Here is a 19,312-nt window from a genome sequence, read left to right on the forward strand (position 1 = left end):
GCATCCTTTCGGGTATGCGCGCGCCCATGGCTTCACCTCCTGAGAACGGAACAGTCAGAACAAGACCGCCGATATCCGACTTCAGCCGGCGATCACTGATCGCGGGCGCGGGGGCCCTGGGCGCGATCGGCGCGCTGGGAGCGACAGGATGCAGCCGCGTGGCGACCTCCGCCGAGACGAAGGGCGGTGACCTCCTCGACCGGCTCCGGGCACAGGGCGTCGCACGGCTGGGCATCGCGGGGGAGATCCCCTTCGGTTACATCGACAGGAACGGCGAACTGACCGGGGAGGCCCCGGAACTGGCGAAGGTGATCTTCAAGCGGCTGGGGGTGGACCGGGTGCAGCCGGTGCCGACGGAATTCGGCTCACTGATCCCGGGCCTGAACTCCCAGCAGTTCGACGTCGTCTCCGCCGGGATGTACATCAATCCGGAACGCTGCGCGCAGGTGATCTTCTCCGACCCCGATTACCAGATGCTCGACGCGTTCATCGTGCGCAAGGGAAACCCGAAGAACCTGCGCTCCTACGCCGACGTGGTGAGGAGCGGGGCGAAGTTCGCCACCGGCACCGGTTACGCGGAGATCCAGTACGCGGTGGAGGCCGGATACGAGGAGGGCGACATCCTGATCGTCCCGGACCAGGTCGCCGGCCTGAACGCCGTCGAGGCCGGCCGCGTGGACGTCTTCGCGGGCACCGCGCTCACCGTGCGCGAGGTGGTCAAGAAGTCCGCGAAGGCCGAGGCCACCGAGCCCTTCGCCCCGCTGGTGGACGGCGAGGAGCACGTCGACGGCGGCGGCTTCGCCTTCCGCCCGACCGAGACGAACCTGCGGGACGCCTTCAACACCGAACTGCACAGACTGAAGGACAGCGGCGAGCTCCTGCGGATCCTCAAGCCCTTCGGGTTCACCGAGGACGAGATGACCGGCATGACCGCGAAGGAGCTCTGCCACGGATGACAGCGGGACTCTGGGAACTCGTCCTCAAGGGCGTCTGGATCACCGTCCAGCTGCTGGTCCTCAGCGCGCTGCTGGCCGCCGCCGTCTCCTTCGCCGTCGGCATCGCCCGCACCCACCGGCTGTGGATCGTCCGCTTCCTGGCGGGCTTCTACACCGAGGTGTTCCGCGGCACCTCCGCGCTGATCATGATCTTCTGGGTCTTCTTCGTGCTGCCGCCCGCCTTCGGCTGGCAGCTGGTGCCGCTGTGGGCGGGCACGCTCGCGCTCGGCCTGACGTACGGGGCGTACGGCTCGGAGATCGTGCGCGGCGCGCTCGACGCGGTCGCCCCGGCGCAGCGCGAGGCCGGCATCGCCCTCAACTTCACGCCCTGGCAGCGGATGCGGCTGATCCTGCTGCCGCAGGCGGTGCCGGAGATGGTCCCGCCCTTCTCCAACCTGCTGATCGAGCTGCTCAAGGGCACGGCCCTGGTCTCCATCATGGGCATGGGCGACCTGGCGTTCAGCGGCAACCTGGTGCGGCTCGCGCTCCAGGAGAGCGCGGAGATCTACACGTACATCCTGCTGATCTACTTCGTGATCGCCTTCCTGCTGACCCGGGTGATGCGCGGTCTGGAGCGGAAGCTGCAGGCCGGTCTGGGCAGGGCGCCCGTGAGGCGCAGGAGCAGGCTGGAGGTCAGCCGCACCGAGACCGCGGCGACGGCCGGCGCCGGCGCGCCGGGAGGTGCCCGATGACGTGGGACTGGGGCGCCGTCGCCGACTTCATGCCGCACTTCCGGGACGGGCTGCTGGTCACCCTGCAGGCCCTCGTCCTCGGCTCGCTGATCTCCTTCGTGCTCGGCCTGGTGTGGGCGCTGCTGATGCGCGCGCCTTCCCGCTGGGTGCGCTGGCCGGTCGGCGCGGCCACGGAGTTCGTCCGCAACACCCCGCTGCTGGTGCAGCTCTTCTTCCTCTTCTACGTGCTGCCGGAGTGGGACATCACGTTCTCCGCGCTGACCACGGGCGTGGTCGCGATCGGCCTGCACTACTCGACGTACACGATGCAGGTCTACCGGGCCGGCATCGAGGCGGTGCCCGTCGGCCAGTGGGAGGCGGCCACGGCGCTGAACCTGCCGTTGCGGCGCACCTGGACCGCGGTGATCCTGCCGCAGGCGATCCGCCGGGTCGTGCCCGCCCTCGGCAACTACGTCATCTCGATGCTCAAGGACACGCCCCTGCTGATGGCGATCACGGTGCTGGACATGCTCGGCGAGGCGCGGCTCTTCTCGCAGCAGAACTTCCAGTTCACCGAGCCCCTCACGGTGATCGGCGTGGCCTTCGTGCTCATCTCCTACCCCGCCTCCCTCCTCATGCGAGCCCTGGAGCGACGTCTTGTCCGCTGACACCACCCCCGCCAAGGACCCCGGGGCCACCGGCACCGGCAACCCCCCGGTCGACGGCTCGGAGCTGATCCGCTTCGACCACGTCACCAAGCGCTTCGGCACGAACACCGTCCTGGACCGGCTGGACTTCTCGGTCGACTCCGGCAAGCACGTCACGCTGATCGGCCCGTCCGGCTCCGGCAAGACCACGATCCTGCGGCTGCTGATGACCCTGACCAAGCCCGACGAGGGCACGATCAGGGTCGGCGGGCAGTACCTGACCCACGAGGAGAGGAACGGCAGGCTCGTCCCGGCGGGCGAGAAGCACGTCCGCGAGGTCCGCAGGAACATCGGGATGGTCTTCCAGCAGTTCAACCTCTTCCCGAACATGAAGGTGCTGCGCAACGTCACCGAGGCGCCGGTCACCGTCCTCGGCCTGTCCAAGGACGAGGCCGAGGCGCGGGCGCGCGAGCTGCTCGACATGGTCGGCCTCGGCGACCGCTGCGACGCCTACCCGACGCAGCTGTCCGGCGGGCAGCAGCAGCGGGTGGCGATCGCGCGGGCCCTGGCCATGCGCCCGCAGGTGCTGCTGCTCGACGAGGTGACCTCGGCGCTCGACCCGGAGCTGGTCGCGGGCGTCCTCGACGTGCTGCGCGACATCGCCCGCTCGACCGACATCACGATGCTCTGCGTGACCCACGAGATGAACTTCGCCCGGGACATCTCCGACCAGGTGCTGATGTTCGACTCCGGGCGCGTGATCGAGTCGGGCCCGCCGGAGAGGATCTTCTCCGATCCGGAGCACGAGCGGACCCGGGAGTTCCTCGGCGCGGTGCGGTGAGGAGCGGCCCCTGCCGTGAGCGGCGGCGCGTCCCCGTGATCAGGGGGCGCGCCGTCGCGTTCGGGGGTGTGTCGACGCGAAATGCATCCGTACCGGCACGCGCCCCGTATATGGCGGCGGGAAAACGCTCCGCAAGGGGAAGGACGTCCGAGGTCGGCCCGGTGGACCATGACTCTGGCATATGCCATGGTGGCGCGTTCCTGATGAGAAGGCCGGAATGCGCCATCCGAATGTGCCGACAGCCCCTTTTCCGGCACCTCCTGGCCGCTATCGTGGAGGAGCCCGGCCGGAACCGGGCCACCCTCCACAAGAGAACCGGTCAAGAAGCGCAGGGGGAACCGTGGCGCTGAAGCACGAGCCGACCGTTCCGCACCACTCGGCCCAGGACGCCCTGCGCGTCCTGGAGACGGTGGCGCGCCACTCCACCGGTGTCACCGACACCGACCTCGCCCGGCGGACCGGTCTGCGGACGGACCGCCTCACACCTCTCCTGACCATGCTGCGCCGCGAGGGCTACGTCGAACAGACAGCCGACGGCGCGTACGTCCCCGGGTCCTCCCTGGGCCGCCTCTCCACCGCCGCGGGCCGCGACGAGGCGCTGAACGCCCAGCTCCGTGACACCCTGGTCCGGCTGCGCGACACCGTCGGCGCCGCCGTCTACATGAGCCGCTACATCGACGGCGAGGTCCAGGTCACCCAGGTCGCCGAGGGCCCCGCGACCCCCGCGGTCAACGAGTGGGTCGACTTCCGCTCCTCCGCGCACGCCAGCGCGGTCGGCAAGAGCCTGCTCGCCCAGCTCGACCTCGACGGCCGGCGCGACCACCTCGCCCGCCACAAACCCGCCCGGCTGACCTCCCGGACGATCACCAGCGAGAAGGTGCTGCTGTCCCGGCTCGACGCGCAGGCGCCGACGGTGCCGGTCCTCGACCTCCAGGAGTACGCGGTCGGCACGGTCTGCGCGGCGGTGCCGGTCACCGCCGGGTCCACGGTCGGCTGCCTGGCCCTGTCCCTGCCGGTGCGCCACGCCCACCGGCTGCGGGAGGCGGCCCGCACGCTGAACCGCGGGGCGGCGCCGGTCCTGCTGTCGCTGACGCTCTGAGCCCCGGCTCCCCGGCGACCCCGGCACCCCGGCACAGGGCCGCCCGGCCGCGTCCCGCATCGGGCCGCACCGTCCGGCCGGCCGCCCGTGGTCGGAAGCACCCCTGCGGACCAGGTATTATTTTCTTCGTCGCCGGCCGCGGGAACGCGGAAGGCGGGAGTCATGCGCCGCTAGCTCAGTTGGTTAGAGCAGCTGACTCTTAATCAGCGGGTCCGGGGTTCGAGTCCCTGGCGGCGCACAGTGATGAGGGTCCTCCCGGTTCGTCCGGGAGGACCCTCACGCGTCGCCCGGTGCGCGCGTCCGCGCCCGGCCGCCGGCCCCGGGGTCAGAAGGTGACGTCGGAGCAGGCGTAGAACGCGTTGGCCGTGTCCGCGATCGTCCACACCGCGACGATCACGTGGTGGCCGCTCTTGCCCGACGGCAGCGTGCCGCTGTGCGAGAGCGTGGCCGGCGGCTGCCCGCTGTAGGGCACGGTCAGGAACGGCGTGGTCTCCAGGTCGGACCTGGCCAGGGCGTGGTTCTGGTTCCAGCCGTTCTTGGTGATGAAGTACTTGAAGTCCGTCGTGGAGTGGCGGGCGGTGAACTGCCACCGGAAGGTGTAGCTCTGCCCGCCGGTGACCTTGGTCGTCGGCCAGGCGCCGCCCGAGGGCGTCTTCGGCTGGTCGAGCGCGCTGAAGTTGGTGTGGTTGCCGGAGCAGATCTGGCCGTCGGCGGGCCCGGCGGCGGGGAAGCCCTTGGGACCCTCGACGCTCTGGGGCTCCCACTGGATGGCGCCGCAGTTGGCGACGGTGCCGTTGGCGCAGAGCTTCTGCCGGCTGATCGGCAGGTCGGTGTAGCCGTGGCCGCTGGCCCCGCCGCTGGAGAGCACGAGGGCTCCCGTGGCGGCGATGCCGACGGCCGCCGCGTACACCTTCGTCTTCCTGGTCGTCGTACGTATGCGCATGCTGCCGCTCCTGGAGAACGTGGGGGAAGTTCCGTGCGCCGTGCGTCGCGCTGCATCCGCCCGGCCGCGCCGGGCGGATGCAGGTCTAGACCAAGTAGCAGATTATGGCCAGCCATTGAACATGTCCATACCAATAGCCGGCCCGCTTCACCGGCGGCGGGAGAGCCGTCCGGCGAAGCGGGCCGGGTGCGGGGGCCTGTCCCCCCCGGGGGCTGCGGCCGCGGGCTACGGCGCCTCGCCGCCGCGGGCCGCGCAGAACGCCACCGTCAGGTCCTTCACCAGGGCCTTGCGCTCGTAGTCGTCCAGTTCGACGAGGCCGCGCGCGGTGAGCCGGGTCACGGTGTCCTCGACCGAGTCGACGACGGAGCTGAGCAGCGAGGCGCGGTGCTGGGCGTCCAGGGCCGCGATCCGGCGGCGCCGCATCACCGCCGCCATCTCGGGCGCGTAGTCGATGCGCACCGGCTGCGCCGAGTACACCTCCAGGCCCGCCGCCCCCGCGTCCGCGGCGAGGACGCGGGTCAGCGCGTCGCCGACCGCCTCCGCGTTCCGCAGGGTCGCCGTCCCGTCGTCGGGCGAGACGTCGGCCGGCATCCGGGCGAGGGCGCGGGCCAGCCCCGCCTCCACGCACTCGCGCAGGTAGCGCTCGTGGTCCTCGACGCCGAGCACCGCCCGCGCGGTGTCCCGCACCCGCCACACGACGAGGACGACGACGCGCAGCGCGACGCCGTTCGCGTCGACCGCGGCCATCGGCTCGCTGCGCCAGTGCCGCAGGCGGACGTCGACGCGCCGCCGCAGCAGGAGCGGGTTCACCCACATCAGGCCGGTGCGGCGGACCGTGCCGCGGTAGCGGCCGAAGAGGCCGAGCACCCAGGCGCGGCCGGCACGGCCGCGGGCCAGGCCGCCGAAGCCGAACAGCGCGAGCGCGCCCGAGCCGGCCAGCGCCGCCCACTGCGCCGGCCCGACGCCGGCCGCCGCGTGCGAGGGCAGGACCGGGGCGTACGCGGCGAGCGCCGGCAGTGCGGCCTGCGTCCACCACGCCGAGACCGCGCAGCCGGCCAGGCCGGCCGTCCCGGCCAGCACCCCGGCGGTGGCCGGGAGCACCCGGCCCGGCCGTTCGGCCAGCTCCGGGTCGACCTCCGGCACGGGGCGCGGCGCGGACCGCTCGGGAGCGCCGGACTGCGGCGCGGGGAGGGGCACCCGGGGCTGCTCGCCCGTGCCGCGGCGGCTGCCGACGACGGCGGGCGCGAGCGGTACGGGAACCGGTTCGGGCTCGTCACGGAAGAGCATGTGGACGGGGATCTCGTTGGTGGACTCGTTGTGGATCAGCCGCGCCGAGCGGGCACCGGGCTCCGGAACGGCGTCGGCCGCCCGGACCTCGTCCTGCCCCGGTTCCTGCTCGGACTGCGAAGTCGTCGTGCTCAACCGTGCCTCCATGCCTCCGCGCCGGGAGAGGTGTCGTACGGGTCGTGGGTAGCGGGCGGGCGCCGCCGCGATGACCGGCGGCCGGCCGCGTGGGGATCACCACCGGAAGACCGGGAGGGCGAGGACGGGAACGTCTCGCCTCACCGGCAACCGATAGGACATATCGGACAGGTCATACCGGTTCTCTGCCCCGAAGGGGCGGACCCAGGCCCGTCCCGTCGTCCGGACGGGTGACACGGTCCGACCACCCGGACCGGCCGGGCACCCCGACCGGCCGGACGGCCGCCCCGGAACCGCGTCCCGCGCCCGGACGACGACAGGGTCGTTCCGGGCGGCCGACACGGGACGGCGCCCCCGCCGGCACCACCGCCCGGGCGACGGCACGGGCCGATCGCCCCGACCGGGTGAGCGACACGGGCCACCCGTTCCGGGCACGGGCGACACAGGGCGCCTGCCCATGCCCCCGGCGACGGCACGGGCAGGCGCCCCGACCCGCCGGACAACGGCAGCGGCCCGCGGGGCGGAGCCGGTCCGCCCCGTCCGCCGGCCCGGCCGGGTGCCGCCGCCGGACATGACCAGTGCCGGGCACGGCCGCCGTCGAACGCGGCCGCCGGACGCAGGCGGCACCGGACGCGGGCGGCGAGGATGCAGCCGGTGCCGGGCATGAGCTGGTGCCGGGCGCAGGCGGCGCCGGGCACGGGCCATCGCCGGGCACGGGCGCCGCCGGGCGCGGCCCGCGCCGGGTAAAGCCGCCGGTGCCGGGCCGGGCGGCGTGGTCCCGTCGTCCGCTCAGGTGAACAGGCGTCGCCACGTCTCCGGTCCGGGGTAGCCGTCCGCCGCGCCGCCGCGCCAGCCCTGGGCCCGCTGGAACGCCTCGACGTTGCGGCGGTCGGCCTCGGTCCAGCGCGGGCCCGGGCCCTCCTCGTAGTGCCTGCCGAACCCTTTCTTCACGAGCCGCTCGCCCAGCAGGGTCACGTACCGGTTCTCCGCGCCGGGGCGGAACAGGCCACGGCCGGGGAAGGCGGGGACGCCGTGGGAGGCGGAGCCCCCGGACGTGTCCGAGCCGCCCTTGACGTCCTTGCCCTTGCCCTTGACCAGGTACGACCAGGTCGCCGGGCCGGGCAGGCCGTCCGCGTCGGCGCCGGTCCAGCCCTGGGCCAGCTGGAAGGCCCGGGTCGCCCGCCGGTCCGCGTCCGTCCAGCGCGGGCCGGGCCCGGAGCGGTAGTGGCCCCCGGCACCCCGCTCCACCAGCATCCGGCCCAGCTGGGTGACGTACTTGTTGTCCGCGCCCGGGCCGAAGTACTTCCGGCCGGGGAACGCCGTCGCCGTCTGCCCGCCCGAGCCGCCGGACGACGGGGCCAGCCCCTTGTAGCGGTAGGGCACATAGCGAGCGGAATTGCTCCAGTAGGCGTACGGAGTGGCCTGCTTGCGGGCGTGCGGCCTGGCCTGTTCATAGGCGGTGTAGGACTTGTGCGTGTAGTCCGTCCAGCCGCCGAAAATGACGACGTGCGACCCTTTCTGCGGGTCGGCGGAATTATGGAAAAGCAGCATGTCGCCGGGCTGCAATTCCTCCTTCGTAATGCGTTCCCCGTAGGCGGCGAGACTGCCGGTCCATTGGTTCGTGCCGAGGTTCCAGGCCATGGAGATGAACCCCGAGCAGTCCTGGCGGTAGCCGTCGGACCAGTACTTGTCCATGTCGTACGGCACCCGCGCGGCGACCCACTTCTTGGCCCTCTTGATGATCTCCGCACGGGTGGTCTCGGGAAACTTCGCCCTGGTCGCCGCGGTGGCGGAGACCTGCAGCGGAGCCGCGGCGCCCCGCGGCGCGGCCGGCTCGCCGGCCGCGTCCGCGCCCGGCAGCGCCGGGGCGTGCGCGGCGGCGGCCGGGAGGGCCTGGCCCGCGGCGAGGGCCGTGCCCGCCGCGGCCGCCAGCGCCAGCGTCCGGTGCGCCGCGCGGGAGGCCGGGTGACCGCCGCCCCGCACCGGGAGGGAAAAGGGGGCGACACGCCGCCAGTGGACACACCCGGGGCAGTCGCAGCCGCCCGCGGGGTCGAATTCCTCGAATACCGGAGCCTCCATGCGATTCCCCTCACACTCCAGCCGGAAATGTCCACCTCTTTGTACGGTCGCCAGTTTCCCAACTTCCGGGGAGTGACGCATGTTGACGGTCCGAATGATGTAATCGGACCCTCCGTGCGGGCGACGGCCCGGTGCGGGCGGTCGGGAGCACCCTCCGGCGTCGGGTAGAGTTCTCGTGTCAGCAGGCGCCGCTAGCTCAGTTGGTTAGAGCAGCTGACTCTTAATCAGCGGGTCCGGGGTTCGAGTCCCTGGCGGCGCACAGACGGTGGGAAGCCCCTCGCGAGAGCGGGGGCCTTCTCGCGTATGGCCGGATACCCTCTCGCCATGGCGCGCGACCTGCAGGAACGGATCAAGAAGCTCATCATCGACCGCCGGCTGCCCTCCGGCGCCGGCCTGCCGACCGAGCCCGAGCTGATGCAGCTCCTCGGCGCCAGCCGGAACTCCGTGCGGGAGGCGCTGAAGGCCCTCCAGGCGATGGGCATCGTGGAGATCCGGCACGGCTTCGGGACCTATGTCGGGACGATGTCCCTGGCTCCGATGATCGACGGCCTGGCCTTCCGCACCGTCGCCGGGCACTACCGGGGCGAGGACAGCCTGCTGCAGCTTCTGGAGCTGCGCGAGGCCGTGGAGACGGGGCTGGTCTCGCGGCTGGCGGGCCGGGTCCCGGAGGCCGACCTCGCCGAGCTGGACGCGCTGGTCGACCGCATGGAGGCGGAGGCCGCCGCGGGCGCGGGCCTGGCGGAGACCGACCGGGCGTTTCACGCCACCCTGTACCGGGGTCCGGGCAACCGGCTCCTCGGCGAGGTCCTGGAGGCGTTCTGGGACGCCTTCCACCGCGTACGCACCGATCTGGTGGACGTGCCGCAGGACCCCGGGGTGACGTGCCGTCAGCACCGGGAGATCGTCGACGCGGTGCGGTCCGGCGACGTCATGCGGGCCGAGGCGGCCATGAGGGAGCACTTCGGCAACATCCGCGCCCGCGTGGCCACAACCGCACCCCTGGACGCCAACGCTCGACCCATTTAGCTGCTTTGACCGTTAAGCACGCTGTTGCCCACCTTGCGATCAAGAGGAACGCCGTAGAACTCTGGTGTGCCGGAGGCTGCGGATACGCGGCGGTCGGGGATGCGGTCCGGTTGCGTACTCGACGGGGGTGGGGGCCCCGTTCCTGCTGTGGTGCCGAGGGGGGCATCATGCAACCGGAGGGCAGGCGTTCCATGTCTCTATAAAGTGTGGACGACGTGGCGACAGTGGCCTGCCGCTGACGCGCCCGTGCCGGTCGAGGGGGACCGACGGCGGGCGGAAGACCGACGAAACGCGCTTGACCAGCGCGTGGGGGGAATGACTCATGACGTCGACGCCGAAGGGCGCCCGGCCGGACTTCGATCCGTCGGACACCACGCAGCTGCGGCTGCCGTCCCACCGGACGGGCAGTTTCCGCAGAATCAAGAAGGCGCTGCCCAGATACGACTACGAGCACTACAGCAGGCTCGCGGGCCCCCTCACGCAGCCCGACCCGTCCCGGCCGTACAAGGTGCAGTACCGCTCGCTGCTCTCGCAGGAGCCGCACCGCGTCCGGGCGGCGCTGATGCTCGGCGCGGCACCCCTCCTCTCGCTCGTCCTGCTCGCGTGGCTGCTGCAGCCCGAGCACTGGACCGAGCGCGACTATCCGGCGTACGACTTCCTGCCCGCGCTCGACATTGTCATGCTCGTTTCGATCGGCCTGATCGAGTTCTTCCGCTGCATGAACGTGCTGTCCAACGCGCACGCCACGCTCGTGGCCCGCGACCCGGTCCCGGTGGTGCCCGAGACCGGCACCAGAGTGGCCTTCCTCACCTCCTTCGTGCCCGGCAAGGAGCCGCTGGAGATGGTGACGAAGACCCTGGAGGCCGCGGTGAAGCTCCGCCACCGCGGGCTCCTGCACGTGTGGCTGCTCGACGAGGGGAACGACCCCGAGGTCAAGGCGGTCTGCGAGCGGCTCGGCGTGCACCACTTCTCCCGCAAGGGCGTGGCGAGGTGGAACCAGCCCAAGGGCCCGCACCGCGCCAAGACCAAGCACGGCAACTACAACGCCTGGCTGGACGCGCACGGCGACGCCTACGACTACTTCGCCTCGGTCGACACCGACCACGTGCCGCTGCCCAACTACCTGGAGCGGATGCTCGGCTTCTTCCGCGACCCGGACGTCGGCTTCGTCATCGGCCCGCAGGTGTACGGCAACTACGACAACCCCATCACCAAGGCCGCCGAGTCGCAGCAGTTCCTCTTCCACGCCCTGATCCAGCGGGCCGGCAACGCCTACGGCGGGCCGATGTTCGTGGGCACCTCGAACGCGGTGCGGATCAAGGCCCTGAAGCAGATCGGCGGCCTGTACGACTCGATCACCGAGGACATGGCCACGGGCTTCGAGATCCACCGCCACAAGAACCCGGCGACGGGGAACAAGTGGCGCTCGGTCTACACGCCCGACGTGCTCGCGGTCGGCGAGGGCCCCAACGCCTGGACGGACTTCTTCACCCAGCAGATGCGCTGGTCGCGGGGTACGTACGAGACGATCCTGAAGCAGTACTGGAAGGGCTGGTACTCGCTGCCGCCGAGCAAGCTCTTCAACTACACGATGATGATCATCTTCTATCCGATGTCGGCCCTCAACTGGCTGCTCGCGGCGCTGAGCTGCGCGCTGTTCCTGGGCCTTGGCGCCTCGGGCGTGAACATCGACCCGGCGATCTGGCTGATGCTCTACGGCAACGCCTCCGCGCTGCAGATCGGCCTCTACGTATGGAACCGCCGCCACAACGTCTCGCCGCACGAGCCGGAGGGCTCCGGCGGCGTGGCCGGCATGATCATGTCCGCGCTGTCGGCGCCGCTGTACGCGAAGGCGCTGATCGACTCGGTGCTGCGCCGCAAGAGCAAGTTCGTGGTCACGCCGAAGGGCGACTCCGCGAGCCCGGACACCTGGTTCGGGACCTTCCGGTACCACTGGTACTTCATCCTGGTCTTCGCGGCCTCGATCGCCGCCGGCTTCGTCTTCGGCCACTCCCACCCCGCGATGATCGTCTGGGCCACCTTCGCCCTGCTGATCACCGCCTCGCCGATGTTCGCCTGGCGCTGGACCATGCGGCAGGAGCGCAGGAAGCGGGCGGCCGCGCCGTCCCGCGGACGGCACGCGGGTCCGGCGGAGGCGGAGCCCGCCCCCACCGTGCCGCACCAGTACACGCCGCACGGCTCGCACGGCCCCGGGCCCGGGGCGTCCGGCGCGCACGCGGCCCACGCACCGCAGCGCAGGCCGAGCTGGGTGACCGAGGGGCAGGCCGCCGCCGGCCCGGCCGGGAGCCCGGCCGGCGGCCGGGACGGACACCACGGCACCGCCGGCCCGGGCGGGAGCCGGGCCGGCGGGGACAGCGAACAGACCATGCAGATCGCCCTCGGAGCGCGCCGGCGGCCGCCCGGGCAGTGACCCGGACGGGCCGCCGGGAGGCCGCCCCGACGGCCGCCTCCCGGCGCCGGCGACCACGGACGATGACGAAGTCAGACGGGATATGACGTGAAAGACGGTTCCAGCCGCCGCCGTGCCCGCCGCATCGCCATAGGCGCGGCGGTGGTGCTCGCGCTGGCCGGGATGAACGGGCCGGCGCTGTACCGCTTCGGATCGCAGCAGTACCACGAGTACAAGATCAACCAGCCCGAGTACAAGGCCGCCAACGGCAAGTGGGACATCGTGGAGTTCCCGGAGGAGTACCGGCAGAACACCATCCACGCGGCCCTGCTGCACACCGGCAAGGTGCTGCTCATCGCGGGTTCGGGCAACAACCAGGACAACTTCGACGCCAAGAGGTTCGACACCCGGATCTGGGACCCGGTCAAGGGCACGATCAAGAAGGTGCCGACGCCCACCGACCTGTTCTGCACGGGCCACACGCAGCTCGCCGACGGCAAGCTGCTGATCGCGGGCGGCACCAAGCGCTACGAGAAGCTCAAGGGCGACGTCACCAAGGCCGGCGGCCTGATGATCGTGCACAACGAGAACCCGGACAAGCCGATCACGCTGCCCGCGGGCACGCGGTTCACCGGCCGGGACAACGGCAAGACCTTCGTCTCCAAGGACCCGGTGCTCGTGCCGCGCGCGAAGAAGGTCTTCGACAAGGCCACCGGCGCCTTCCTGCGCAACGACCCGGGCCTCGGCCGTATCTACGTCGAGGCGCAGAAGAGCGGCGCGAAGTACGAGACGGGCACCCAGGACAACTACCGGGTGCAGGGCCTGTCGGGCGGCGACGCGCGCAACACGTACGGCATCGCGCAGAAGCTCGCCCTGGACAAGAAGGACTTCCAGGGCATCCGCGACGCCTACGAGTTCGACCCGGTCGCCGAGAAGTACATCAAGGTCGACCCGATGAACGAGGCGCGCTGGTACCCGACGCTGACCACGCTGTCGGACGGGAAGGTCCTGAGCCTGTCGGGCCTGGACGAGATCGGCCAGCTGGTGCCGGGCAAGAACGAGGTCTTCGACCCGGAGACCAAGAAGTGGACGTACACCGAGGGCGTCCGCCAGTTCCCGACGTACCCGGCGATCTCGCTGATGCAGAACGGCAAGCTCTTCTATTCGGGCTCCAACGCGGGCTACGGGCCGGACGACGTGGGCCGCGACCCCGGCATCTGGGACCTGGACACCAACAAGTTCACCAAGGTGCCGGGCCTGAGCGACCCGAAGCTGCTGGAGACCTCGGGCACGGTGCTGCTGCCGCCCGCGCAGAAGGAGCGGTACATGGTGATCGGCGGCGGCGGGGTCGGCGAGTCCCGGCAGTCCAGCAACAAGACGCGGATCATCGACCTGCTGGAGGACGACCCGAAGTTCAGGGACGGGCCCGAGCTGGAGAAGGGCACCCGCTACCCGCAGTCCTCGATCCTGCCCGACGACACCGTGCTGATCTCCGGCGGCTCCGAGGACTACCGCGGGCGCGGCGACTCCGACATCCTCCAGGCGCGGCTGTACGACGCGAAGGACGACACCATGAAGCGGGTCGCCGACCCGCTGGTGGGGCGCAACTACCACTCGGGCTCGATCCTGCTGCCCGACGGCCGCGTGATGTTCTTCGGCTCCGACTCGCTCTACGCGGACAAGGCCAACACCAAGCCGGGCACGTTCGAGCAGCGCATCGAGATCTACACGCCGCCGTACCTGTACCGCGACTCGCGGCCCACGCTGTCCGGCGGCCCGAAGACGATCGCGCGCGGCGAGTCGGCGACCTTCACGTCGCAGCACGCGTCGGCCGTCAGGACGGCGCGGCTGATCCGGCCCAGCGCCTCCACCCACGTCACGGACGTCGACCAGCGCTCCATCGCGCTGGACGTGGAGAAGACGGCAAACGGGGTGACGGTCACCGTCCCGAAGAACCGCAACCTCGTCCAGTCGGGCTGGTACATGCTGTTCGTGACGGACGACCAGGGCACGCCGAGCAAGGCGCAGTGGGTGCGGGTGCCCTGACGGGCCCGCTCCCGCGGCCGGACGGCCGGGGGCGCCCTCCTGGCGGAGGGCTCCCCCGGCCGTCCGCCTCCGCGGGCCGTGCCGGTGGTCAGCCGCTGGCCCGCGCCAGCGACAGCGCGTACTCCGGCCACCACTGCCCGGCCTTCGGACCGCCCTTGCACTCGCCGTCCGACTCACCCGGGCGCTTGATCCACAGATAGGCGTCGACCAGCCGGTCGTCCGTCTTCGTGGTGGGCGTCTCGCCGAGCGCGCGGCCCGGCGGGTTGCACCAGCGCTCGCTCTCGTCGCCCTCGGTGTAGGGGCCGTTGCCGTTGCGGCTGGTGTCGATCACGAACGGCTTGTTCCCGACCTTCGCCGACAGCTCCTTGCCGTACCGGATGCTGTCCTCGGTCGTGTAGAAGTTGGAGACGTTGACCGCGAAGCCGTCGGCCTGCTCGATCCCCGCCCGGGTCAGCGGCTCGAAGATCTGGTCGGGCCTGCCCCACCCGGCGTTGCCCGCGTCCAGGTACACCTTCGTGTTCTCCAGCGCCCCGAGCCGCTGGACCGCCCCCTTGAGCAGGTCGTAGCGCTCCTCGTGGAACTCGTCGGGCGTGCAGCCGTCGACGAGGTGCAGGACCGCGTCCGGCTCCAGGACCACCGTGGCCCGGCGGTCGCCGATGCCCTCGGCCACCCCGTCGATCCAGGCGCGGTAGGCGTCGCCGTCCGCGGCGCCGCCGCCCGAGTACTGGCCGCAGTCGCGGTGCGGGATGTTGTAGAGCACGAGAACCGCGTCGCGGTCGGCCTTCTCGGCGGCCTCGGTGAAGCCTCTCGCCTCCTGCTCGGGGTCCTCGGGGCCGATCCACTCGCCGGTCGGCTGCTGGGCGATCTTGCGGATCTGCTCGGCCTCGTCCTTCTTCCCGTCCCTCTCGTAGGCGGCGACCTGCTCGGCCGCGGTGCCCTCCGGGTTGACCCAGAACGGGTCCGTACCGCGCGGCTGCTGGGTGACGGCCGCTCCGGCGCCGTCCCCGCCGTCGCCGTCGGACGAGGAGCACCCCGCGAGGAGCAGCACCGCCCCGGCCACCGCGGCGGACGCCCTCGCGCCGACCCCCCTGCTCCCGTACATCCAACTCCCCCTTGGGTGCACTCTTCGAAGCCCCAATCCTGACACAGCCGCCGCCGCGCCCACGAGGTCGTTCGCTTCCCGCCGGTCACCTGCCGCGGCACCCCGCGCCGCGTCGTCCGCCCGCCTCCGCACGGCTTCCGGGCGCCGCCGCGCGCCGGGCCGCCCGACCGCCGCACGCGCCGCCGCACACCGCCTCCGGCGGGCGTCCGGCGTACGCCCCGGCGCGCCGGAACCGCTCCGACCGTCCCACACCACCTGCGGGGATGACGCTGCGCCATCGCGCGGGGACTTGGCGTCATTCGCCCCCTAGGCCGGAGCGCGCATCCGTTCTAAAGTCGTCTCTGACGCCCCGGTCCCCGGCTGTCGAGGCTTTCCAGCATTCCGGAAGGGCCCAGAACCTCCCGCGCCGGTCGCCGGGTTACTCCCGCAGCCCGAGCGCGCGCGGTCGAGGACCAGCCCGGTCGGCGACTCCGGGGGGAGCGGGTCGTCGACCGGGCCTGGTACGAGCCGGGACCCCGTCCGACGGCAGGACGCGGCACCGCGACCGCGTACGCGTCACGCCGGGCCGCGCACGCAGCCGCACCGTACGCGTCACGCCCCGACCCCCGAGAGATACGCGGAGACCACGACGTTCGCCGTGTAGCGGTGCTCGGCGCGGTCGAAGGCGCCACCGCAGGTGATCAGCCGCAGTTCGGCGCGGCCGGCCAGCCGGGGGCCGTACGCCTTCTGCGCGTCGAACCGGTCGCGGGCGAAGACCCGTACGTCGTCCACGGTGAACTCGGCGGTCCGCCCGTCCTCGCGCAGGACCCGGATCCTCTGCCCCGGCCGCATCCCGCCGAGCCGGCTGAAGACCGCGGGCCCGGTCTCGGTGTCGACGTGCGCCACGAGCAGCGCGGTCCCGGCCGCGCCCGGCGTCACCCCGCGGTCGTACCAGGCGACGGTGTCCGGGGTGTCGTACGACGGCGGCTCGATCGCCCCGTCCCGGTCCAGGCCCCGGCCCACCACGGGGGCCCGTACGCGCAGCGCGGGGATCTCCACGCGGCGCGGCGGCGCGGCGGCCAGCGGGCGCACCGCGTTCGGCCGGGCGACGCCGAGCGGCCGGCCGACCGCCGCCACGTCTCCCGTGGTCGGCGCGGACAGGCCCGTGCGCAGGCCCGGAATGTCCCGGCCCCACAGCCACAGCCCGAGCAGCAGCACCACCCAGGCGACCCCGGCGAGCAGCCGTCCCGCGCCGACGGAGAACCTCCGGCCGGACACGTCAGTCGACGCCGCCGCGCCCCCGGCGGGCGCTGCGCACCGCCACGGCGACCGCCGCGACGCCCGCGAGGACGAGACCGACCACCGCATGCGGGGTTCCGGGCCCGGTGGCACGCGCCTCGGAGACCGACAGCCGCGCGGTCCCGCCGCCGCCGGCCCGCACGGGGGCCACGGGCGAGGCGGGCGCGGCCGGCTCCCGCTCCGGCCCCCGGCGGTCCTGCGAACGGTCCGCCGGCCGCTCCTCCCGCACGACGTCGAAGCGGCTGTCGGTGACGGCGCCGCCGCAGTGGACCCGTACGGGATAGGTGCCGGGCCGGAGCGGGGAACGGACCCGGGCCGCACCGGCGAGGACGCCGTCCTCGCCGGTCAGCCGGGTGTCCGCGACGAACGCCGCCGACTCGGCGGTGGCCGCGCGCGCGGCGCAGCCGCGCACCCGCAGGCCCAGTTCGTCGCCGGGCGCCGGGGACGACGAGGACACCTGGACGTCCGCCTCGTCCGCGTGCGCCGCGGCCACGGGCGTCAGCGCGGTGGCGCACACCGCCCCGGCGCAGAGAGTGAGTCGCAGAGAACCCATCGTGAAAAACCTCCAGACCTTTCGGAGGCTCCTCCCGCGGCCCCGGCGCCGCACCCGCTGAGGGGCGCGGCTGCGCCGAACGGGTTCTCATCGGCGGACCGGACCCGGCCGGGGGCCGGATCCGGCCGACGAGGTCCGCGCCGGGTTCAGATCCGGTCGACGAGGTCCGCGATGGAGTCCACGACCTCCGAGGGCCGGAACGGGTGCCGCTCGATCTCCGCGGGCGTGGTCAGCCCGGTCAGCACCAGGAAGGTCTGCATCCCGGCCTCCAGGCCGGCCAGCACGTCGGTGTCCATGCGGTCGCCGATCATGGCGCTGGTCTCGGAGTGCGCCCCGATGGCGTTCAGGCCGGTGCGCATCATCAGCGGGTTGGGCTTGCCCGCGAAGTACGGGTTCTTGCCGGTCGCCTTGGTGATCAGCGCGGCGACGGCGCCGGTGGCGGGCAGCGGGCCCTCGGTGGACGGGCCGGTCTCGTCGGGGTTGGTGCAGATGAAGCGGGCCCCGCCGTTGATCAGCCGGACCGCCTTGGTCATCGCCTCGAAGGAGTACGTACGGGTCTCGCCCAGCACCACGTAGTCGGGGTCGTGGTCGGTGAGCACGTACCCGATGTCGTGCAGCGCGGTGGTCAGGCCCGCCTCGCCGATGACGTACGCCGTGCCGCCGGGCCGCTGGTCGTCGAGGAACTCCGCGGTGGCCAGGGCGGAGGTCCAGATGTTCTCGACGGGCACGTCCAGGCCCATGCGCTTCAGCCGGGCGTGCAGGTCGCGGGCGGTGTAGATGGAGTTGTTGGTGAGGACCAGGAAGGGCTTGCCGGAGTCCCTGAGCTTCCTGACGAACGCGTCGGCGCCGGGGATCGGCACCCCCTCGTGGATCAGCACGCCGTCCATGTCGGTGAGCCACGATTCGATGGGCTTGCGCTCTGCCATGTGTGCCGTCTCCTGCCGTACGCGGTGCCGCCTGTGCCGTGCGGTGTGCCGGCGCACTCAGCCTAACCACCCGTCCGATCTTGGAGAATGCCTGGCCGGGAACCGTGTGCGGCCCGTGGGTGTACGCGGCGGACGTGCCGGTGGCCCGCCGCGGCGGCGGGTGGTCAGCGCCGGGCGCGCCGCACCAGGAGGGTGCCGGCGGCGAGGAGGGCGAGCGCGGCCGTCGCGGTGCCGAGCAGTGCGCGCGGGGCGGGGCCGCCCGTCCGCGCCAGGCCGTCCGCGGACGGCGGGACGTCGCCGGGGCGGCCGGGGGCGTCGCCCGGCTCCCGGTCGGGCACCTCGTCGACGACGCGGAAGCGGTGGTCGCCGGACTCGCCGACCCAGTCGCCGTCGTCCTCGCGGCGCTGCACGACGGCGGCGCTCGCCACGACCTCGCCGGGCACGGTGCCGGAGGCCACGGCCATGCGCACGGGCACGGTGACGGTCTCGCCGGGCGCCACGGTGAAGCCGGGGAAGCCGTCGTCGAAGACGCCGACGTTCTCGTCCCGGTCGGTCCGCTCGAAGAACACGGGGTGCGTGCGGCCGTCCGCGGTGAACTCCACCCGGAGCTGCTCCGGGCGCAGCGTGCGCGCCTCGTCCACGAGGACGAGGACGGGGTGGATGTTCCCGCAGGCGGTACGGGTGGTGTTGGTGAGGTCGAGCGACCAGGCGACGGGCTCGCCGCCCGCCTCGTACGCGTCCGGCCCGCCGCGCAGACGCGCGCGGAGGGGGAAGTCGCGGCTGCCCGGATCGACGGCATCACCGACGTCGCCGCAGGTGGGGACGTATTCGGCGGCGAGGAGGGGAGACGCTTGCGCGGTTCGCGCAGTGGGGGCCGGGGGGTCGGCGGCCGGCGGGACGGGTGCTGTGGGCGCGGCTCGTGCGGCGGTCGCCCGGCCGGGGGCCGCGGGCGCGGCTCGTACGGCGGTCGCCAGGGGGATCGGCTTCGCCGGGGCGGCCGGTTGCGTCCGGGCCGCCGGTCGCGTCGGTGCGGCTGTCGTCCGGGCGGTCCCGGGCGCGGCGGCCGGGGCCGGCACGGGCGCGAGGACGAGGGCGGTCGCGGCCAGGGTCACGGCCGCGGCGGCGGGGTTCCCCGGCTTGGGCAGTCGCATGGAGCAGAGACCTTGACCGTTCCGCCCGCCGACACCCCGGTCCCGCCGCCGTGCGACTCGATCGGCGGCGCAGCAGCCCTCGTTCGGCGCAGTGCGGGCCGTGTCCGGGGTCTCGGGAAAGAC

General features: G+C 72.6%; 16 protein-coding genes and 2 tRNA genes. 10 read left to right on the top strand and 8 right to left on the bottom strand.

Translation table 11 applies throughout. The features are described 5' to 3' along the window. Positions 1-26 precede the first annotated feature (26 nt). The 6 genes from ehuB (at position 27) to IE271_RS09280 (ending at position 4,491) form a co-directional block, all read left to right on the top strand. Positions 27-956: an ectoine/hydroxyectoine ABC transporter substrate-binding protein EhuB gene (gene ehuB / locus IE271_RS09255; RefSeq protein ID WP_190189718.1), complete on the top strand. Its 930-nt coding sequence runs from the start codon at positions 27-29 to the stop codon at positions 954-956. Next, positions 953-1,687 carry an ectoine/hydroxyectoine ABC transporter permease subunit EhuC gene (gene ehuC / locus IE271_RS09260; RefSeq protein WP_190189719.1) on the top strand — a complete coding sequence of 245 codons (735 nt, stop codon included), beginning with the start codon at positions 953-955 and terminating at the stop codon, positions 1,685-1,687. Before ehuB ends, ehuC begins: the two co-directional genes overlap by 4 nt. Next, positions 1,684-2,334 carry an ectoine/hydroxyectoine ABC transporter permease subunit EhuD gene (gene ehuD / locus IE271_RS09265; RefSeq protein ID WP_190189720.1) on the top strand — a complete coding sequence of 217 codons (651 nt, stop codon included), beginning with the start codon at positions 1,684-1,686 and terminating at the stop codon, positions 2,332-2,334. Before ehuC ends, ehuD begins: the two co-directional genes overlap by 4 nt. Next, entirely contained in the window at positions 2,324-3,154 is an 831-nt protein-coding gene (gene ehuA, locus IE271_RS09270) for an ectoine/hydroxyectoine ABC transporter ATP-binding protein EhuA (protein ID WP_190189721.1), read from the top strand. Before ehuD ends, ehuA begins: the two co-directional genes overlap by 11 nt. A 340-nt stretch (positions 3,155-3,494) precedes the next feature. After that, complete coding sequence (locus IE271_RS09275; RefSeq protein WP_190189722.1) at positions 3,495-4,253, top strand: IclR family transcriptional regulator; 759 nt, start codon at positions 3,495-3,497, stop codon at positions 4,251-4,253. 164 nt (positions 4,254-4,417) lie between these two features. Continuing rightward, positions 4,418-4,491: transfer RNA gene (locus IE271_RS09280), tRNA-Lys, on the top strand. An 87-nt stretch (positions 4,492-4,578) separates the two neighbouring features. Here the strand turns inward: IE271_RS09280 and IE271_RS09285 are convergent. The 3 genes from IE271_RS09285 to IE271_RS09295 all read right to left on the bottom strand — a co-directional run bounded on the left by IE271_RS09285 (position 4,579) and on the right by IE271_RS09295 (position 8,697). Further along, on the bottom strand, positions 4,579-5,196 hold the full coding sequence (locus IE271_RS09285) for a lytic polysaccharide monooxygenase auxiliary activity family 9 protein (RefSeq protein ID WP_373308737.1): 618 nt from the start codon (positions 5,194-5,196) through the stop codon (positions 4,579-4,581). Positions 5,197-5,421: 225 nt separating this feature from the next. After that, positions 5,422-6,618 (bottom strand): SPFH domain-containing protein, encoded by a 1,197-nt coding sequence (locus tag IE271_RS09290; RefSeq protein WP_373308738.1) that lies wholly within the window; start codon positions 6,616-6,618, stop codon positions 5,422-5,424. A gap of 789 nt (positions 6,619-7,407) precedes the next feature. Beyond that, a complete protein-coding gene (locus IE271_RS09295; protein WP_190189724.1) occupies positions 7,408-8,697 on the bottom strand; it encodes a peptidoglycan-binding protein in 1,290 nt (429 codons plus the stop codon). A gap of 185 nt (positions 8,698-8,882) precedes the next feature. Here IE271_RS09295 and IE271_RS09300 point away from each other — a divergent pair. The 4 genes from IE271_RS09300 (at position 8,883) to glxA (ending at position 14,179) form a co-directional block, all read left to right on the top strand. Continuing rightward, positions 8,883-8,956 (top strand) — tRNA-Lys (locus IE271_RS09300). A gap of 65 nt (positions 8,957-9,021) precedes the next feature. Then, complete coding sequence (locus tag IE271_RS09305; RefSeq protein WP_190189725.1) at positions 9,022-9,723, top strand: FadR/GntR family transcriptional regulator; 702 nt, start codon at positions 9,022-9,024, stop codon at positions 9,721-9,723. A gap of 322 nt (positions 9,724-10,045) precedes the next feature. Beyond that, a complete protein-coding gene (locus IE271_RS09310; RefSeq protein ID WP_190189726.1) occupies positions 10,046-12,154 on the top strand; it encodes a glycosyltransferase family 2 protein in 2,109 nt (702 codons plus the stop codon). Between the two features lie 87 nt (positions 12,155-12,241). Then, a complete protein-coding gene (glxA, locus tag IE271_RS09315) occupies positions 12,242-14,179 on the top strand; it encodes a radical copper oxidase GlxA (protein ID WP_190189727.1) in 1,938 nt (645 codons plus the stop codon). Positions 14,180-14,267: 88 nt separating this feature from the next. On the opposite strand, the gene IE271_RS09320 is transcribed toward glxA, so the two are convergent. From IE271_RS09320 to IE271_RS09340, 5 genes are all read right to left on the bottom strand, one after another. Next, a complete protein-coding gene (locus IE271_RS09320) occupies positions 14,268-15,281 on the bottom strand; it encodes a glycoside hydrolase family 6 protein (RefSeq protein ID WP_190189728.1) in 1,014 nt (337 codons plus the stop codon). Between the two features lie 591 nt (positions 15,282-15,872). Then, the gene (locus IE271_RS09325; protein ID WP_229919212.1) at positions 15,873-16,538 is read right to left on the bottom strand and encodes a class F sortase; all 666 of its coding nucleotides are present in this window, start codon (positions 16,536-16,538) and stop codon (positions 15,873-15,875) included. A 1-nt stretch (position 16,539) separates the two neighbouring features. Next, positions 16,540-17,112, bottom strand: coding sequence for a hypothetical protein (locus IE271_RS09330; protein ID WP_190189730.1), 573 nt, complete (start codon positions 17,110-17,112; stop codon positions 16,540-16,542). 146 nt (positions 17,113-17,258) lie between these two features. After that, on the bottom strand, positions 17,259-18,038 hold the full coding sequence (locus tag IE271_RS09335; RefSeq protein WP_190189731.1) for an HAD-IIA family hydrolase: 780 nt from the start codon (positions 18,036-18,038) through the stop codon (positions 17,259-17,261). Between the two features lie 164 nt (positions 18,039-18,202). Further along, complete coding sequence (locus tag IE271_RS09340) at positions 18,203-19,189, bottom strand: hypothetical protein (protein ID WP_229919213.1); 987 nt, start codon at positions 19,187-19,189, stop codon at positions 18,203-18,205. Between the last annotated feature and the right edge of the window lie 123 nt (positions 19,190-19,312).

Origin of the sequence: Streptomyces minutiscleroticus (genome assembly GCF_014650875.1) — a bacterium.
Lineage (GTDB): Bacteria > Actinomycetota > Actinomycetes > Streptomycetales > Streptomycetaceae > Streptomyces > Streptomyces minutiscleroticus.

What these genes read in the sequence shown, in the direction of transcription:
- ehuB (WP_190189718.1), top strand. Translation starts at nt 27, where the DNA reads ATGGCTTCACCTCCTGAGAACGGAACAGTCAGAACAAGACCGCCGATA.
- ehuC (WP_190189719.1), top strand. Translation starts at nt 953, where the DNA reads ATGACAGCGGGACTCTGGGAACTCGTCCTCAAGGGCGTCTGGATCACC.
- ehuD (WP_190189720.1), top strand. Translation starts at nt 1,684, where the DNA reads ATGACGTGGGACTGGGGCGCCGTCGCCGACTTCATGCCGCACTTCCGG.
- IE271_RS09285 (WP_373308737.1), bottom strand. Translation starts at nt 5,196, where the DNA reads ATGCGCATACGTACGACGACCAGGAAGACGAAGGTGTACGCGGCGGCC.
- IE271_RS09295 (WP_190189724.1), bottom strand. Translation starts at nt 8,697, where the DNA reads ATGGAGGCTCCGGTATTCGAGGAATTCGACCCCGCGGGCGGCTGCGAC.
- IE271_RS09305 (WP_190189725.1), top strand. Translation starts at nt 9,022, where the DNA reads ATGGCGCGCGACCTGCAGGAACGGATCAAGAAGCTCATCATCGACCGC.
- IE271_RS09310 (WP_190189726.1), top strand. Translation starts at nt 10,046, where the DNA reads ATGACGTCGACGCCGAAGGGCGCCCGGCCGGACTTCGATCCGTCGGAC.
- IE271_RS09320 (WP_190189728.1), bottom strand. Translation starts at nt 15,281, where the DNA reads ATGTACGGGAGCAGGGGGGTCGGCGCGAGGGCGTCCGCCGCGGTGGCC.
- IE271_RS09330 (WP_190189730.1), bottom strand. Translation starts at nt 17,112, where the DNA reads ATGGGTTCTCTGCGACTCACTCTCTGCGCCGGGGCGGTGTGCGCCACC.
- IE271_RS09335 (WP_190189731.1), bottom strand. Translation starts at nt 18,038, where the DNA reads ATGGCAGAGCGCAAGCCCATCGAATCGTGGCTCACCGACATGGACGGC.
- IE271_RS09340 (WP_229919213.1), bottom strand. Translation starts at nt 19,189, where the DNA reads ATGCGACTGCCCAAGCCGGGGAACCCCGCCGCCGCGGCCGTGACCCTG.